This is a genomic window from Desulforamulus aquiferis, assembly GCF_030577015.1.
GTDB classification, from domain to species: domain Bacteria; phylum Bacillota; class Desulfotomaculia; order Desulfotomaculales; family Desulfotomaculaceae; genus Desulfotomaculum; species Desulfotomaculum aquiferis.
In genome coordinates, this window is record NZ_JARPTC010000001.1 from 182,657 (window position 1) to 199,168 (window position 16,512).

The window sequence follows — 16,512 nt, forward strand, 5'->3', positions numbered from 1 at the left end:
GTTTTGAGTACGGACAAAAACAAAAATAAGAGTTCAAACAAAGGTGTCTTTTTGATGCTGTTTTTTGCCATGATATTCTTCGGACTGTTTGCTTATGGAATCGTAAAGGGTAACTACCTGATGCTCGATGCGGTTCCCTATGTTAAGGCAACACAAAAAATACCACCCTATACAATGATAACGGAAGATATGGTTATGGTAGATTATATTGCCCGGAAAAATGCCCGCCCAGGTGTAATAAAAGATGTAAAAGATGTCCTAGGTCAAATTACAAAATGTGAGCTTCCGGAAGGGACACCGATCTACTTAGGGCAACTGGGTATAAAAGGAGAGAATACCCTTACATCTCAACTAACTGAAATGTCCGGCCCTTACTATAGGGGCAAATCATTGCCTGTGGAAAATCTCCTGGGACTGGATGGTGATATTAGAATAGGAGACAGAGTGGACGTTAACGGCTCAATGAAGCTCCCTATAAACGGCGTACAGACACCTGTAAGTGCGAACATAGCTCAGATGGTACATGTGTTAGGCGTTATCCGGGATCCAAATTCCAATAAGATGACCGGTATCAAATTGGCTGTTTCACCTCAGGAAGGCCAGGATATCGATTATGTAGTAGGGAATGGAGGTAAGATCGGTCTTATGCTATGTTCTTACGATGCAGAAAAGGTCGAAACAATACCTACAACACCAGAAGGTTTTGTTAACAGGCATATTCCCATGGAACCTGGGCAGGAAAACGGAGAACAACAAACTTTTAATTAAGAAAGGCAGGTAGTAATCTTGAAAATTCTAATTTACGAAACAAATCAGGATATAGCCCGGGAATTATCTGAAACGGCATCAAGAATGGGATTTCAGCCTGTAGTTATAGAATCATTTAAGGATTACAACCAGAGCGAAGGTTACTCTGCGGCTTTTATAACACAGGAATCAGAAATTAATTGGTATGATGTTATATCCCAGATAGCTGCCACCGGTATTCCAGTTTATCTGGTTGGAGAGCCCACCATTGAGGCATATCAAATTATCCCGGAGATAGGTGGTTCAGGACTAGTAAACTGGAGAAATCCTCTCCGTGACATAACCAATTATTTAAAAGTTCTAGCTAAAAACCTCCAGGGTTCCGATACTATGACTAATGTACCTAACCGTGGTTCTAGGCCATCACGAGAACCCCTAAAGCGTGGGGGTATTTCTCCAGTATCTAAAGTAATTCCGGAAGCAGCTCAATTAACAGCTGGACCAGGGAAAGCAAACAATATCTCAGTACCAGGAGCATCTCCCAGGAGACGAAGGCGTGACAATGAAGTAAAGGATACATTAAGGGATCAAATTGTAGTAATATACTCACCTAAAGGTGGAGTGGGGAAGAGTACCTTTAGTGTCAATTTTGCTTTCTCCCTGGTATCACTTATGAAAGAACAAAAAATTCGACCTGTACTGGTGGATCTGGATACATCCTTTGGTAATGTTGCCAGCATGTTGGATCTCCGGCACCAGGCAAATCTAATTAACTGGATTAAGAGTGATTTCAGAGAGGATTTTTCCAACCTGGTTGTGCAGCATGAATCAGGATTAGATATTCTTCTGGCTCCTCCTAATCCCTTGGAAGGCGGGGCAATTACTGCAGAGGTAGTAGATAAAATGCTATATACACTGAATAAACGGTATGACTTTGTTATTGTTGATACCAACCCGTCGGTAAAATTACATCACGTTAAAGCCTTTGAATGGGCAGATACAATCGTTCTCCTGGGTACAGCCCAAAGACCAACGTTGAAAGATGTTTTGGCCATGGATGGGATATTTAATCAGTTACGTATCGATAAAAGTAAGGTTAAACTTGTCCTGAATATGGTTCCCAAAAGCCCTTCCTTAGACATAGAAAGTGCGTTAAGAGAAATCCCCTTTTCCTGCATCGGAAGGATTCCAGAGGATGATGCAGTAAGAGTCGAAGAAAATAGGGGGGCAGTTGCCTGTTTGTCTAGGAGGGCGAAGAATTATGCCCAGGCCCATATACAGGTATGCAACCAGATTCTTGGTAAAGCTGTTCTACAAAGCAGGTGGAATGATAAAGGTATTTTGGACAAATTTAAAAGACTACTGCGTTATAGGGAGGTGGCGAATTAATGGCAGGGGGTCATCATAACGCCCAATTTCAAAATCCTTTAGATTACCTGATGGTAGATGAAAAAGAAGGGTTACTTCTTCAAGACATGCTTGTAGATCAAGGAGAGACTGTTGCATCTAAAGGCATTCTAGGCGATAAAGACAAACAGGCGATAAAAAAGGGATTAAAATCCCGGCTTGATAAGCTGTTAACCAATGATCTGCTAAAAGATAAGCATAAGCCCGAAGTAAAAGAGAAGATTCGTGAAATCGTAGAAAAAGAAGTTTTCGATCTTGGGAGTAAACTTCCCCCCTCCCTGAAAAATGCATTGGATCAAATTGTGGAAGAGGAAATGCTTTCAATAACCGGCCTTGGATTAATTCAACCTCTGCTGGAACAGGACATTGAAGAAGCCTGGATAAATGGCGGCAGGTTTATATTCTATCAGGATCGTAAAGGGAAAAAACACAAATGGGATTATGAGTATGCGTCTGTTAAAGATGTTTATCACTTGATCGACCGTATTTTAACTCCCCTTGGCAAAAAAGCTACCGAGACAAACACAATCGTTGATGCCTGGTATAACGGTATGCGTGTAACTATTGTAATGGACCCCACTTGCCCGGAGGGTCCTTCCGTATCTTTCCGTAAAAATCACAAGGATGGTTTATCATTTAATGACCTCAAAGACAATAATACTATTGGACAATATGCCAGCGAATTGATAGGGGCCATGGTTGAGGCAGAGTTTAATATGAGCGTTACGGGTCCTACTAGATCAGGGAAAACAACGCTATTAAATGCAGTATGTGGCCTTGCCCCGGCAGATAGAAGGTATATCACCATTGAAGATAGAATTGAGTTGAAGCTTCCTCACCCTCACTGGGTCTCTTTAGTAACCAGGGATGCTAATGAACAGGGACAATTTGGGGTGAATTTTCGCCGGCTGGTTAAACTGGCCATGAGTATGTCACCGGATCATTTTTTTCTCGGCGAGGCTAGGGATGAAGCTTTTTTTGATATATTACAGGCTGCTACCACTGGGCATACCCTGCTACTTGCGACACTGCATACCGGTGATTTTTTAGATGAAAATTGCAGTGAAGGTTTTGCTACCATTACCCGGATGGAAACACTTGCTATGATGGCGGGAGCAAATATCACCGAAAGGGTAGCCAGAAATCTTATTGCTTCCGGTTTCCAGGCGGATATTCATATCAAAGAAATTAAAGAGGGCCTAAGATATATAGGGCGACGAGTAAGCCGGATTTCAGGAATATTTGGCATTCAGGATAATGCTGTTAGAGTTGAAGATGTGCTTGCCTATGATGAAGAAAATGACTGTGAAAAAATTGCTTCCGGACCAGGACCGGCTTTAATGGCCAAATTACTACGCAAACGAGGGGTTACACCGCCATCGTGGTTGGAGGTGAACTGAGTGAATGACTTCCTACTGATGGCTTTATTTTTTACTGGGGGTATACTCTTAAGTATTACCTATATCTATAGACAGATATTGAGGAAAAAGGAACTCTCCCAGTACCTCAATGATTCAGTGGGTGTTTCTGTGGAGGTACCGGAAAATATCAATGTAAATCGTTTACATGCATGGTTTAGTAGAGCCGGTTATCCTGGTTGGACGGAAATTCACCTATCTATAGCCCTGTTGCTTAGTGGAGCAGCAGGTTTTTTTATTGGTTATTTTGTTACAGGCACGCTTATAGGAGCCGTAAGTTTCATTGGAGTGGGACCGTTTATTTTTTATAGTTTTTTGTCAAGAAAGATTGATACTAATGAGTTAGAAATGTTCAGTAGCATGGGTGACTTTTGTACCAGGCTGGGGAACTCCATTGTTGCCGGCAACACTCTAGAGCAAGCAATTATCTCCGTTGCGGAAAAGCTGGACCCTCCATTACGAGGACCCATTAGCGAAATGGCTAGAAAGATTATGCAAGGTAATACGAGTATTTTAGATATTATCGATGAAACAGAAGCATTTATACCTGTAACACCATATAAAATGTTTAAAATTAGTGTAAGAACCCATCACCGGCTTGGGGGAGATTTGGCACAAACCCTTTTTGATATTGCTGCTCAGGTAGATGAAAGTCGTAAAGCCATTGAAGAAATAAGAACTCATAACCACAACGCAGTTACTGAAGGAATTGTAATTACTCTTTTCCCGGTAGCAATATTGTTACTTGAGAGGATATTTGTACCTGAATATGTGTCTGTACTCTTTACTACGCAGGAAGGCTTAAGGTTATTCTTGCTTGCTCTAGGACTTATTGCCGGGGCATGGATGCTTATTAAAAAATTTACACAAATAAAGATTTTATAGAAATGAGGGATCTTATTGGATATTAAGTTGATGTGGTTGTTTTATACAGGATCTGTACTTGCGTTCGGAAGTTGGCTCTTATTCAGACAGAGGCGTACACGTGAAATTAAGGCTTACTTACAAGGAATCCCTACAGAAGATAATAACCAGAGTATATACATCTGGGATCGGCTAATTAAACTTTTTCAACCACTGTTTCCTAATGAACAAGGAATGAGTTGGATGAAACAGATGCTCATTAGAGCTAACCTTTCTTATACTCCAGAACAAGTTTATGCTACCTGCTATGCTTTTGCTGCTATTCAGGGAGTTGTGGTTTTTGGATTTTACTCCGGGCAGGATATTTCACGGGCCGGCTTAATGGCGTTGTTGTCAGCTGGCTTAACCTTTGCCCTACCTATTTTGTATGTTTGGTCTAAAGCGAATGAAAGGCGAGAAAAAGCAGGTAGGGAATATTTACCTCTATTAATGTTAATGAGAACCCTATCAAAAACAAGTGCTGGAACTAATATTGATGCCCTGGGAAGAGCGGCTATAGAAGATTCTAATGGAGTATTAGCCTCTGAGCTTAGGTATGCTCTAAAGGCAATAGAACGCGGGGAACAAAAAGAACTGGCCCTTATGGAAGCAACAAATAGAATTGGTCTAGATGACTTTACCAGGTTTATTGAATCAGTCATTGAAGCGGACAGCAAAGGTGTAGCCCTTTCAAATGTTATCGAGTCTTTGATAGGTGCAGCTTTGCATAACATAAGCTTACTCACAACCAAAAAGAAGGGGGTGTCCGATAAGTTAATGCCAATTCCTTTGGCCGGTATGATTATGCCGGCCAGTACCATTATCATGGTTGGCCCAGGGCTAATAAGGGCTTCTCAGGCACTAACTTTCTAAAAGACGGAGGAATTTTGTATGATTAAAACCCTGAAAGAAGTACTTCAAGACCAAAGAGGTATTAGCCAGCTAGTTGTATTGGCTATACTGTGCGCGGTGGGAGGAACCATTGCATTTGGGATGTTTTACAGTTGGGCACCTAAACTAAAAAACTTAACTGAAAGAGGCCAGAGTGTTCTGGGTAATTAATATTGTAGAAGGAGATGTTTATTATGAAAAAAATTCTGGTTGACTTATTTAAGGATCAAAGAGGTATGAGTCCACTTGTGATTATGGCTATCCTCGCTGCAGTAGGTGGTATCGCTGCCTTTGGGATCTCTAACTACCTAGTTCCTAAGATCAAAGGAGGTGGCAACTCTGCCGGGGAAAGCATTGACGATGCAATATCTATTACCTATTAAAGGTGTTATCATCTGGCTTGTTCTCTTGGGCTTTGGTACTGTGGGAGGCGTTTGGTACGCCTCCTTACATTTACCTTTAATATATTTTACATTGTTACTAGTTATTATTTGTGCAATAACAGATTACTTTACGGGGTTAATTTATAACATTGTAGTAATGCCGGCGGTTGCCTTTGCACTAAGCTTCTATGCAGCAACTGCCGGAACCTCCGGTCTTTTAGGGTGTTTAAAAGGGTTAATAATTACTTTGTGCTTAGCATTTTTTATGTATTGGTTTTGTGCATTAGGTGGTGGAGATTTCAAATTAGTGTTTGCTTTGGGTGCCTTGCATGGTGGTACCTTCGCAGGGCTTTCTGTGATGATAGCTTCCTTGTTTATGGGGTTCTACGGAATAATTACGATGTTTAGAAAAGGCAAACTTAAAGAGTTTATGACCCAGGTCGCCTATACCTCAAAGTATGTCGCAGCCAGAATATCTTCCGGAAATAACTCCAAGGTTGAAACCTGGGAATTACCCGAATCTGAGTGGATACCTTACGGAGTGCCCTTAGCCATAGCCGTATGGTTACTTTTTCTTTTAGATTTCGTTTAAGTAGGTATAGATTTTGTATATGTAAACCAGGTTAAAAAGGGGGAGGTTAATATTGATAATTCAAATTGTTAAAATCCTATGGGAAGATCAGAGAGGAAGTAGTGATCTGATTACATCTTCAATACTTATGAATATCTGGATTGCTCTCTTGGGTATTATGATGTCCTTTGGGCTGCTCATATATAGCTGCCTTGTAGTGGCCGATAGCAGTAGAGATGGAGGTAGACATGCTGCATTAAATTACGGCCCTGCTCAGGAGAGAGTGGAACAATCTATACAAGAAGGTGGGCTGAGAGGGGAAAACATCCAGATGATAACCGAGACAAGTGACACGAACTATGTAACCGTTAACGTACAGTATAAACAACCATCGATCGTCCCGTTACTGCCTAAGCTGATCGGGGGTAATCCCTGGCCGGATAATTTCTTGATTGACTTTACTACTGTTTTTAAGAAAGAGAAACCATAATTATAAAACCAAATATAAAGGTGGTAAATCTTATGCATGAAAAGATTTATATACAGATACTTAACCTATGGGAAAGGACACAAGATAAGGACGTTCTTAAAAAGATCTAAAGCAATTACTATATTGAGATACCAGTATTTCAAGCAATTATAATGTGTTTAGGAGTAGCCTCCTTTTCCTTTCTACTGGGGCAGAGCATACGGTATTGGTGAGAGTTAGGATTGTAACGATAGAAACAATTAATCATTGTAGTATTAATAAATTTATATTCATTAAATGGGAGTGAAAAAAACCATGAAACTATTAAAGAAAATTATCTTATGTTTAGTATTTATCCTGGGTACTTTATCTTATAGTAACACGGTTTTTGCAGGACTTTCTTATTACGCTTATGATGAAGCAAAAAGATATGCAGATCCTGGGATTTTATGGTATCCAGTTACCTATGCAGAAGAATATGACCACGTAAGCATAAAAGATTTTCTCAATGTAGGATCTTCAAATATAACTAATGAAAACGGTCCTACCGTCCATGTATATCCCACAACTGGTGCCGTCGTAACATATAGGGATAGTATTAGAGCAATTGTAAAAATTGCTAACAGCCCTGGACCTTTTTATTATAGTATTAATGACAGTAACCCGGAAAATATGACTGCTAAGATTGCAAGTGGTAATATGATCAATCTTAATACTTCCGGTTCCGCAGGTAATAAGACCTTCACTGTTTATGTCAAAGATAAATTAGGTGGAGTTGGAAGTGCAACAATAATTATTCGGAAAAAAGATTCAACAAACCCCCAACTTTAACAAGGAGTTGGGTTATATTTTTAACTCTAAGGAGATTGTCTGAGAAAGGTGGTTTCTTATCATTGTTATTTATATTCATAATGGTAGTTTCAACACTTATTGTTATCTTATCTTTTAACAGTGAAATAAGTAGACAGACGAAATATAAGGTGTTAGCACTGTTTGTTATTTTAAATATTGTAATTATATTGGTTTACATTTGTGTTTTAAACTTTGTTAGTATTACCTATGGAATGGTTATAATTTCTGCCGTTATTCTAACTTTGTTAGCAGAAGGTTTAAGACAACTTATAGAAAAAAAGATAAGCAAATAAGGTGAGTCAGAATCTGCAGTATACGAATATATCCCGCAATGTCACCCACCGACTCGGAGGGGCCTCCATAGGTGCCTAAGTAGTACGAATAAGCCTTTGCATCATTTGCAGCATTCTTCGCATTGACTGATTCTGTCCTAGCATCGTTGGCTCTGCTTGCTGCTAAATCTGCTGATGATTTTATACCTTGTATATCATTTACATCCGGAATATATACTAATTCTTCGTATGTTGCACGAGTTATAATGGTGTAAAAGTATGAACCACTTTCTCCTCTTAGAGCTCTTATTGTTATATTATTACTGGGAGGGAAATACAATGTAGCATCTCCTGATGATGTATTTAAATAGGCTGTGTTAAGAAGTGTTTCTCCTGAATAAATCCGATACGTATAACTATACCCAGAATAACTTGCACTGAGATGTCTAAGTGTAATGCTTTTAAGCACCATATTTTGTGGAAACGTATAAATAGTCGCATATGCACCATTAGAAATACTCCCCGCAAACTCTATTGTATTAGTAGTACCTATTGGTACTTGCCCGTAAGATACATTTGCGAAGGGTATAAGTATAAACATTACTATTATAATTATTGACACAATTTTTCTCATTTTATATATCTCCTTCATAGTTGTTAATTTATATAGTAGCGGTACTGTTAATTAATATAGGGATGCCCTATATTAATTAACGTAGAATGTTAGTAATATAGCAAATTTTCTCATATGCCAGCCTCCCTAAATTATTAAAATATAATATTTAAGTTAATACTCATGTCATTGTTATTCACCACCTTTTCATCATAAAAGAAACCTCTCACATTTAATGTAAGAGGTTTCTTTTTGTAATAGAAAGCAATTAATATTGTTTAATTTCGGAAAGGAGGGTTGCTATTAAATAACTACTAGATATTTATTAATACATTTCAAGGAGGTAATTATAATGATTAATATTTTCTTAAAACCCCGAAAAACCATACTCTGTTTAATTGTATTTGTAATGCTGTTTAGCTCTATGTCGGCCAGTTCCTTTGCTGCCCCAGGTGATACTATGAGTATAGTTACAAATGCGTCTTTCTTTAGTGTTAAAATAAATGATTATACTAACGGAGTAGTAACTAACGGTCCACAAAAAGTTTTACTAAGTTTTAAAAACACATCTCTAAATATGGCTTACTCTAATATTGTTTTGAAAGACGTGGCTTTTAGAACCAGTAATGGAAACACCACTACACTCTCTGGTACAGCTACTGTTTATTTTAAAAAAAATGGTGTCAATGGTACGATTATTAGTCAAGCCAGTATAACAAATCCTATGAGTTCTAGTGGTAGGATAGGAAGTATTATAGGAATGCCTTTATCTGCAGGAAATATTGCTCTATTTCCGGGTGAAACTTTAGATATAGTAGTTTCTCATAATCTAAAACATGGTAGTAATGATGTTTCAGTCTGTATTAATGATTGGGAAGCTAATCCCAAAACTGATTATTATGTTACTGATTGGTTAATTCAAAGTGGAGTAAGTGCTTCTATTGAGGCTAGAGATGCTGCAAATGCAGCTAATATAAATGCCTACAATGCGTCATATTATGGACAAGCTGCGGCAAATGCAGCGAATAATGCCAATACATCAGCCCAGGGAGCTAAAACCTCCGCAGACAACGCAGCGGCCAGAAGTCAGACGACCATTAACCAAACTTGGTACAACGGCAATTATGGTGGTGCATCAGAAAGTGTCGCTGGCATTGCGGGATATATTCGTAACACGCAAATTCCCGGACTAGAAACGAAAATTAATAACCTCCAGACTGCTGTAACCAATATCCAAAATATCGATACTATGCCTCCAACAGTGAAAGTCCAAACTATCAGCGGTGCCAGGGCAACATCAGCTAGTTCCATTCCGGTTGTAGTTTCTGTGACTGATAACCAATCTGGTCCATTTACATATCAGGTAAACGGAGGAGGTTGGTTAGCATTACCCAGTGATGGTCATATAAATTTACCTGTTAACCAGTTAGGTATAAATAGTATAAGAGTGGATGTAAAGGATCCTTCCGGAAATATCGGAACGGAAGTTATTCACATTAGAAAACTATAAAGATACGATAAAAGCCCCGTTATAAATTCTTGAGATTTACGGGGCTTTTCCTTTTCCGGAGGTGGTTTAAATCAGAAAAACAACATTTTCTATCCATATGTGTCTGTTTTTGTGCTTATGCCTATTAAGCCTATTAGTAATGGCCTTTGACAACAAAGAAAGTAAAATAACCTCAACATCCACAATTAACGGTACTTCTGGAGAAGAACAAGTACAAGAAGTTGTTAAAAGATACATACACGCCGAATTTTCCGGTGACTGGAGAATGATAGGACCCTTCTTATCTGGGGAGGCCTTGGGAGAGGCAAGAAATAATTTGACCAGAAAGAATGTCGGAAGAAAACTATTAACCGCCAATGTAACCGATACTCAAATATTATCACCTGTTATAGCCATAGTTACTGCGGATATTACTTCCGAGATCCAGGACGACCCGGTTTACACTGATCGGTTTTGCATAAGGTATAGTCTTTTGAAAGAGGCAGGGTCTTGGCTAATATATAAAGCAGAAACTGTAGAAATGGATCGGCATTACCTTTCGCCAGGGCCTTTACCAGTCGGTGCTTCGAGGATCCTTAACGAATATTTTTCGATGCCATACGAGCAGAAGAAACATCAAGAGACTAAATATCTTGCCGGTGAGGCATTACCGGCATTAAGAACTGCGGCTGAGGGCCTCTATAGAAGGAATCTTCCGGAAATAACCAGTAAAGGCTTTGAGGTGATAAAAATTGAGAGCCTTGGAGTAGCAGAACAATATTGCATTGCCAAAGTAATTTACAGAGGAGGTAATCAAAATTTTACTGATACAGCCATAGTCGATATGGTTAATGTTGCAGGACAATGGAAGATAATAAGATTTGTTATTTTCAAAAGAGATATATCAGAGGAGAGGGGGAACTAATGTGTGTCAATTAGAAAGATTGTTGGGCTTATAATTTTAATATATTTCACAACTCTCCCGGCCATGGCCGAGGCCCAAGTTATTTTTGATGATGATTTTAATGACACCAGTTATATCGATACCATAAAAACCAGTGCTTACGTAGACACAGCAAATTCGTATGTCAGGCTTCCCAGGAGAACAATGCCAAACGCTATTGCCATGTTAAAGTACGGAGAAGGCTATGCCGTAACGTCTTCTGATGGAATCATTATTTCTGAATATGATGATGCCACCGGTGCTCTTCATGATACAAAGATACCCTGGTTGACCAATACCCGGGGACTATCAATAAGGCAAGATAACATGAACCTATGGGTCATTGGTGAGGATTTTATACAGTATTGCCAATTTTCCGGGGGAATCTACTCAGATGATCCAGCTTTAAAAAGCTCCGGAATGGCTGATGTATTGTCCGTTGGAGCCATTGAAGGGACCGATAAGGCAGTCGTACTGAAAAAGTCGGCGACCGGGAAAACAAGAATAACCAGATATAGTGCCGGGGCTGGGTTAACCGTGGAACTAGACAAAGAATTAGACATAGGGGAACCGAAGGCCCTGGCGGTAGTGGACGGAACACCGGATATAGTCATTGTGACTAATACTGGAAAGTATTATCTGATGTTTGATGATGCCGCTCAGGATTATGTTGTAGATCCCGCCAGATATGCTTCCGGGCTCACAGATGTAGCATCGGTCAGTGCTAATCAAGGCGGGGTAACTGTTTTAGATAACAATGAAGGCCGATTTCTTTCGGATAATGATGCCGGTGGAGTACAACAGGTTCTAGCGTATAGCGCCGGTGTCATACATGGAGGATTAGCTGTATCAATAAAGCCTGGTGCCTACGACCAGGCTTTTATAACAGAAACCGGTGAAATAAGGTATTATGTCTATGATGATGCCACAGACAGCATGAAGCGACTATCTGACATGGAGAAGACCGGGATTCAATTATCAGCCGGCTATGAGCACCCGAAAGAATATTATTCAAAGGTAATAACTACTATTGAACCATTCGATGAAATAAAACTTACGGCCGAAAATGTTTTACCAAATGGTACTGAGATAAAATACTACATTTCTTCTGATGCCGGTTTAACTTGGACAGAAATTGCTAACGGGACATGGACAACTATACCTTCAGGTACGCAGTTTGTGGCCAGGGCAGTATTAGATACTAATGACAATAAGGAAACCCCAAAAATATTGAGGATAAAAATGGAGGTTTCTAAATTAGAGCTTTTGGATTTAGAAATTAGAGCAATAGCATATAACAAAGCAGGGCAGCCATTACCTATAACTACTTTTCCCGCTGTTGTGAGGGCCGGGGCAGAGGTGCAATTTGAAGTAACAACCAGAGGGTTTGCCCAGAATGTTTATTCCACTTTCTCTACTGGTCATAACGTAACTCTCATACCTACCAACCCGATAACAAGCGATGAAAACACATGGAGAGGTCTATACACGGTTCCTCCGGATCTGGAGGACGGTAGTACCGTAGGGATTACAGTGACTGCGGAAAGAGGAAGTAGACAAAAGCAACTAACACTGGATCCATTTATCAGAGTAGAGGGGTCTGTATTATTTGAGGTGGATTTGTCACTTAAGCAATAAAAGGTTAAGGCTTGACTGAAATACCGGCATTATAGTCATGGCTGGGTGTAAGTTTAATTTTCGAAAGATTTATTAAGAAAGGACTGTTGAAAATGACTGAACAGATTAAGAAAAGTTTTCTGGATAAAGTGGCCTTGCAGGTAGAAATGAACCGCATGGTCAAAGGTGAACATGACTTATCTATGGAAAAATGGGCTATGATTGCTGGCGAGCATATGGGCCACCTGTTTGCATCTGTCATGACAGGTGATAGGGATCGGGCAGAGAAAGAGTTGCTTCACGTTGCAGCTCCCCTTCTGGAACTCTATCAGGAAATGGCGAAAGTAGGTTGAAACCTTAACAGAAAGATAAGTTGGTAGTGGCTACTAAATAGTGTGTTATATTGATTATCGTTCAGAAAAGAAAATAGTTAAAAATATAATTTTAACGGGAGGTGTCAATGTGCAATTTGCCTTGGAACAAGAACAGTCTCCATTCGTGGTAGAACAAGAATTACTAAGAGTACCGGCATTGAGTCGGTTGGCTTGCAAGATGAACGCATGGGATAAGAGTCTGTTAGATCACGCTAACCATACAGCAAAATTGGTTGTACTAATGAGTGAACACTTGGGATTAACTCAGGAAGAAAAAAGAGATTTAATAGTAGGGGCTTTTCTACACGATATTGGGAAAATAACATGGCCTAGAAGTATGGTCTACAGGAAGTGCCTAACCAAAAAAGAAAGGGCACTTATTTTTTTTCACCCCACACAGGGAGCCCGCCTTTTATCTGCCGTGTGGCCGGAAGTATCCTCCAGAACGTTAAGAATCGTAGCTGAGCACCATGAGCGACCTGATAAAACAGGGTACCCTAAGGGTTTAAGGGATACAAGGATAAGTACTCTTTCTTTGGTAGTAGCTGCTGCGGAGGTGTTTTCCGCCTTAACACAATCCAGACCCTATAGATCATTTTTTTTTACTTCTGAGCAAGCTTTGGAGGAACTGACCCGAGGTAGAATTCCCATTAATCTAATTCGTATCCTTGAGAGGTGCATAAAAAGGAGTTGAGAACAATCCTATGTTAGCCAATGAAATAATTGATGGTCAGTGTCTGGCTGATTGGGTAACTGCCACTGCAGGAACAATTGATAAATCGCCCGGACACTTAGCTGTAGGGAATGAGACCTGGGTAACTACTATGTTAGTTAGAACTTGGCCTTATAACATTAAAAGGGCAACAGGATTACTTCAGGCTTTATCACATATTAAGTTTAAAAAACCTAAAGGAATATCAGTTAGGACAACTCTCAGAATTATACCGGCAAATTTTAAGCTTGGCACCATGGGGAAAATGAAAATACGAAGGCTGGAGAAAAGCGTTAAAACTGCGGAATTTCCTAGGCCAGATGAAGTAAAGGCTTTACGGGCATTTAAATACCTTGCTGAACAATCATCCTATGCCCGTGTGTCAGTTCTTGATCTTTGGTGTTTTATAACTGTTTCGGCAACTTCTGAGGAACTGCTTGAGTCCGCTGTTAATGAGGTTGAAAAAACACTCACAGATATCAAAATGTCAGCGACAAAGCTTCCCCATGAGCAGACCCAGGCATTTTTAGAAACATGGTCCGCTGGAACCTATAAGCCTGATTTCTATAAAGCATGGCCAGGCAGGTTAATAGATGAAGAAGCACTATCAGTATTAAATCCATTCCTGGATGGCTCCCTAACAGAGGAGAGGGGCCTTTATATGGGTAACCGGGTTAGTGACCAGAGTTTTGTTCATATTGTTTTGAAACGTGGGGATCTAAACAAAAATTTTATAGTGCTGGGAGAGTCGGGTGGCGGGAAGTCTACTTTCCTTAAGGCCCTGGTAGTGACCCTTTTATTAGAAGGATATAAAGTCTATGTACTGGACGTAGATGGCGAATATGAAAAGCTTTGCAAGAAAATCGGTGGTGTTTGGGTTGACCATAACCCTGGATCCGGAAAATATTTTGACCCGTTAAAAATTCCCAGGCCATTTGGAAAGCCAGAGGAGGACGCAGGAAGATTGATGGAAGTATCCTCCAAGCTGCAGCGAACAATTTCCCTGTTGGCAGGCGGTATATCTCCGGAAGAAAGAAACGTTATTGATCGGGCACTGGTGGCAACGTGGAAAGATTCCGAAATAGACCCTGATGATCAATCTACATGGGATGATAAAAAATGCAATATGCATCAGTGGTACCAATTTCTTTGTCAAGAAGATTCCAATGCGGCCCGGGAACTGAGGAACCGGTTGTATATGTATTTTGAGGGTTCACAGAAAAAAATGTTTACCAACAGTGAATCCACAGAAGATCTAGAAGATGCCCGGGCTGTTTTTTTTCATGTGGCGAGAGGAATAAATAAAAGCAAGTTTGATCCAGATGCTGCAGTAAAGATGTCTCTCACCCTAGATACGGTTTGGGAATTGGTTATTAGAAATAAGATCCGGGGAGAACAGTACAGTGCCGTGTTTACAGATGAAGGGCAAAGGGTTTTGCCCAATAACGATGCATGGGATTTTATTAATACCCTGGCATCGACCATAAGGAAATATAACGGGCTATTGGCCCTGGGGGCTAATAATCCTTCAGTTTTATGGCCTTCTGGTAGTTCTGGAAACAATGATGATGAAAACAGTATCTGGGGTAATAGTGCCTACAAAGTCCTTTTTGGGATGGAAGATTCCCATATAAGTCAGATTCAAAAAAAGGCCAAGATTCCTGACGAAGTACTAAATAAATTAAATGACCTTAGGGGTAATCATGGTTTCATAATCAGGGTGGGGAAAAACTTTGATGCATTAAGACTTGAACTATCTTCCGAAGAACTTGAATTGTATAAAACGGAAGGGCTTAATCAATGACCGTAGGCAGTATAGTAAGAAATCAAGTCAAAACTCAAGTAAAGAAAAAGGCAATAAACTGGGTATGGAGTGGTTTGGCAGCAACTGTTGGAATACCAATTCTAATTTTTACATTAGCAGGGTTATGTTTGGTGATAGTTTTACCTATTATGCTATTGGCCGGCGGTGCGGCGTGGGATGATTTTTCATCTGACTACATTAGTGGAGGTGGTCCGGTGGTTTCACCCATTGCCGGTAGTTGGGTTTTAACATCAGGGTTTGGTGAAGACAGAGGAGATCACTACCATATGGGTATCGATTTGGCTGCACCGGCGGGAACTCCCGTTTTAGCTGTTGTAGCGGGGAGGGTGACTATCTCCTCCAGTGGTGCTGGAGGCCTAGAGATATACCTGGCAGGTGAAGATGGACGACTGTACTATTACGCCCATTTAAGCGGATATGCTGTATCCTCTGGACAGAGAGTTACCCAGGGTTCCACAATAGGATATATTGGTAGTACAGGGCGGTCCACTGGACCGCATTTGCATTTTCAGGTAAAAGAAAACGGTCGTTGGGTGAATCCTCTGGAAGTCCTCAACAAGCTTGTTCCGGAAGTATTACCTAATGAGTTATCTTTCAAACCAATTAATAGAAACGAAGTGTCGGCTTGGTTAGCTAACAGAAAATCTCGATTGGCTGATTATGTAGATATATTCGAAAGGGTTGGTCAAAAATACAATGTCAATCCACTACTGTTGTTGGCCATTACTGGGCAGGAACAATCATTTGTACCTGTGGGTTCTTCGGATAAAATGCTAGGTAATCCCTTTAATGTATACGGTTCTTGGGTTTCCTACTCCCCCGGTCTAGAACAATCAGCCGAAATTGCTGCTAAAACCATAAATAGATTAAGTTTGAACCGACCGCCTGGAGTTCATCCGATCCAATGGATTAACAGTCCGTCAAATCCCCGGGGAATGTATGCAACGGATCAATCCTGGTGGGTAGGGGTAAGTAAATTTCTTGGCACCCTTGAAAGAGTAGCCGGATCCGGTGGATAGGGGGGAT

General features: G+C 40.2%; 18 protein-coding genes. 17 read left to right on the top strand and 1 reads right to left on the bottom strand.

Annotated features, from left to right (window positions below; translation table 11 throughout):
* Positions 1-3 precede the first annotated feature (3 nt).
* The 10 genes from cpaB to P6N53_RS00980 all read left to right on the top strand — a co-directional run bounded on the left by cpaB (position 4) and on the right by P6N53_RS00980 (position 7,620).
* Positions 4-768, top strand: coding sequence for a Flp pilus assembly protein CpaB (gene cpaB / locus P6N53_RS00935; RefSeq protein ID WP_304540418.1), 765 nt, complete (start codon positions 4-6; stop codon positions 766-768).
* 18 nt (positions 769-786) lie between these two features.
* Positions 787-2,136: a CpaE/TadZ family protein gene (locus P6N53_RS00940; protein WP_304540420.1), complete on the top strand. Its 1,350-nt coding sequence runs from the start codon at positions 787-789 to the stop codon at positions 2,134-2,136.
* The gene (locus tag P6N53_RS00945) at positions 2,136-3,554 is read left to right on the top strand and encodes a TadA family conjugal transfer-associated ATPase (RefSeq protein WP_304540422.1); all 1,419 of its coding nucleotides are present in this window, start codon (positions 2,136-2,138) and stop codon (positions 3,552-3,554) included. The genes P6N53_RS00940 and P6N53_RS00945 overlap by 1 nt, the downstream gene beginning before the upstream one ends.
* A complete protein-coding gene (locus tag P6N53_RS00950; protein ID WP_304540423.1) occupies positions 3,555-4,457 on the top strand; it encodes a type II secretion system F family protein in 903 nt (300 codons plus the stop codon).
* A gap of 15 nt (positions 4,458-4,472) precedes the next feature.
* The gene (locus P6N53_RS00955) at positions 4,473-5,348 is read left to right on the top strand and encodes a type II secretion system F family protein (RefSeq protein ID WP_304540425.1); all 876 of its coding nucleotides are present in this window, start codon (positions 4,473-4,475) and stop codon (positions 5,346-5,348) included.
* Positions 5,349-5,366: 18 nt separating this feature from the next.
* A complete protein-coding gene (locus tag P6N53_RS00960) occupies positions 5,367-5,537 on the top strand; it encodes a hypothetical protein (protein ID WP_304540427.1) in 171 nt (56 codons plus the stop codon).
* A 23-nt stretch (positions 5,538-5,560) separates the two neighbouring features.
* A complete protein-coding gene (locus P6N53_RS00965; RefSeq protein ID WP_304540429.1) occupies positions 5,561-5,749 on the top strand; it encodes a hypothetical protein in 189 nt (62 codons plus the stop codon).
* Positions 5,727-6,341, top strand: coding sequence for a prepilin peptidase (locus tag P6N53_RS00970; RefSeq protein WP_304540430.1), 615 nt, complete (start codon positions 5,727-5,729; stop codon positions 6,339-6,341). Before P6N53_RS00965 ends, P6N53_RS00970 begins: the two co-directional genes overlap by 23 nt.
* Positions 6,342-6,393: 52 nt before the next feature.
* Positions 6,394-6,810 (top strand): pilus assembly protein, encoded by a 417-nt coding sequence (locus tag P6N53_RS00975; protein WP_304540431.1) that lies wholly within the window; start codon positions 6,394-6,396, stop codon positions 6,808-6,810.
* A 294-nt stretch (positions 6,811-7,104) separates the two neighbouring features.
* On the top strand, positions 7,105-7,620 hold the full coding sequence (locus P6N53_RS00980; RefSeq protein ID WP_304540432.1) for a hypothetical protein: 516 nt from the start codon (positions 7,105-7,107) through the stop codon (positions 7,618-7,620).
* 288 nt (positions 7,621-7,908) lie between these two features.
* Here the strand turns inward: P6N53_RS00980 and P6N53_RS00985 are convergent, their stop codons facing one another.
* Positions 7,909-8,547: a hypothetical protein gene (locus P6N53_RS00985; protein WP_304540433.1), complete on the bottom strand. Its 639-nt coding sequence runs from the start codon at positions 8,545-8,547 to the stop codon at positions 7,909-7,911.
* A gap of 331 nt (positions 8,548-8,878) precedes the next feature.
* On the opposite strand from P6N53_RS00985, the gene P6N53_RS00990 reads away from it, so the two are divergent.
* The 7 genes from P6N53_RS00990 to P6N53_RS01020 all read left to right on the top strand — a co-directional run bounded on the left by P6N53_RS00990 (position 8,879) and on the right by P6N53_RS01020 (position 16,505).
* Positions 8,879-10,036 (top strand): hypothetical protein, encoded by a 1,158-nt coding sequence (locus P6N53_RS00990; RefSeq protein ID WP_304540435.1) that lies wholly within the window; start codon positions 8,879-8,881, stop codon positions 10,034-10,036.
* Positions 10,037-10,175: 139 nt separating this feature from the next.
* Positions 10,176-10,940, top strand: a complete 765-nt coding sequence (locus P6N53_RS00995; protein WP_304540436.1) for a hypothetical protein — start codon at positions 10,176-10,178, stop codon at positions 10,938-10,940.
* A 3-nt stretch (positions 10,941-10,943) separates the two neighbouring features.
* The gene (locus P6N53_RS01000; RefSeq protein WP_304540437.1) at positions 10,944-12,596 is read left to right on the top strand and encodes a hypothetical protein; all 1,653 of its coding nucleotides are present in this window, start codon (positions 10,944-10,946) and stop codon (positions 12,594-12,596) included.
* Between the two features lie 92 nt (positions 12,597-12,688).
* Positions 12,689-12,928: a hypothetical protein gene (locus tag P6N53_RS01005; protein WP_304540439.1), complete on the top strand. Its 240-nt coding sequence runs from the start codon at positions 12,689-12,691 to the stop codon at positions 12,926-12,928.
* A 109-nt stretch (positions 12,929-13,037) separates the two neighbouring features.
* On the top strand, positions 13,038-13,643 hold the full coding sequence (locus P6N53_RS01010) for an HD-GYP domain-containing protein (RefSeq protein WP_304540441.1): 606 nt from the start codon (positions 13,038-13,040) through the stop codon (positions 13,641-13,643).
* A 10-nt stretch (positions 13,644-13,653) separates the two neighbouring features.
* The gene (locus P6N53_RS01015; protein WP_304540442.1) at positions 13,654-15,465 is read left to right on the top strand and encodes a VirB4 family type IV secretion system protein; all 1,812 of its coding nucleotides are present in this window, start codon (positions 13,654-13,656) and stop codon (positions 15,463-15,465) included.
* Positions 15,462-16,505 carry a M23 family metallopeptidase gene (locus P6N53_RS01020; RefSeq protein WP_304540444.1) on the top strand — a complete coding sequence of 348 codons (1,044 nt, stop codon included), beginning with the start codon at positions 15,462-15,464 and terminating at the stop codon, positions 16,503-16,505. The genes P6N53_RS01015 and P6N53_RS01020 overlap by 4 nt, the downstream gene beginning before the upstream one ends.
* Positions 16,506-16,512: the final 7 nt, after the last annotated feature.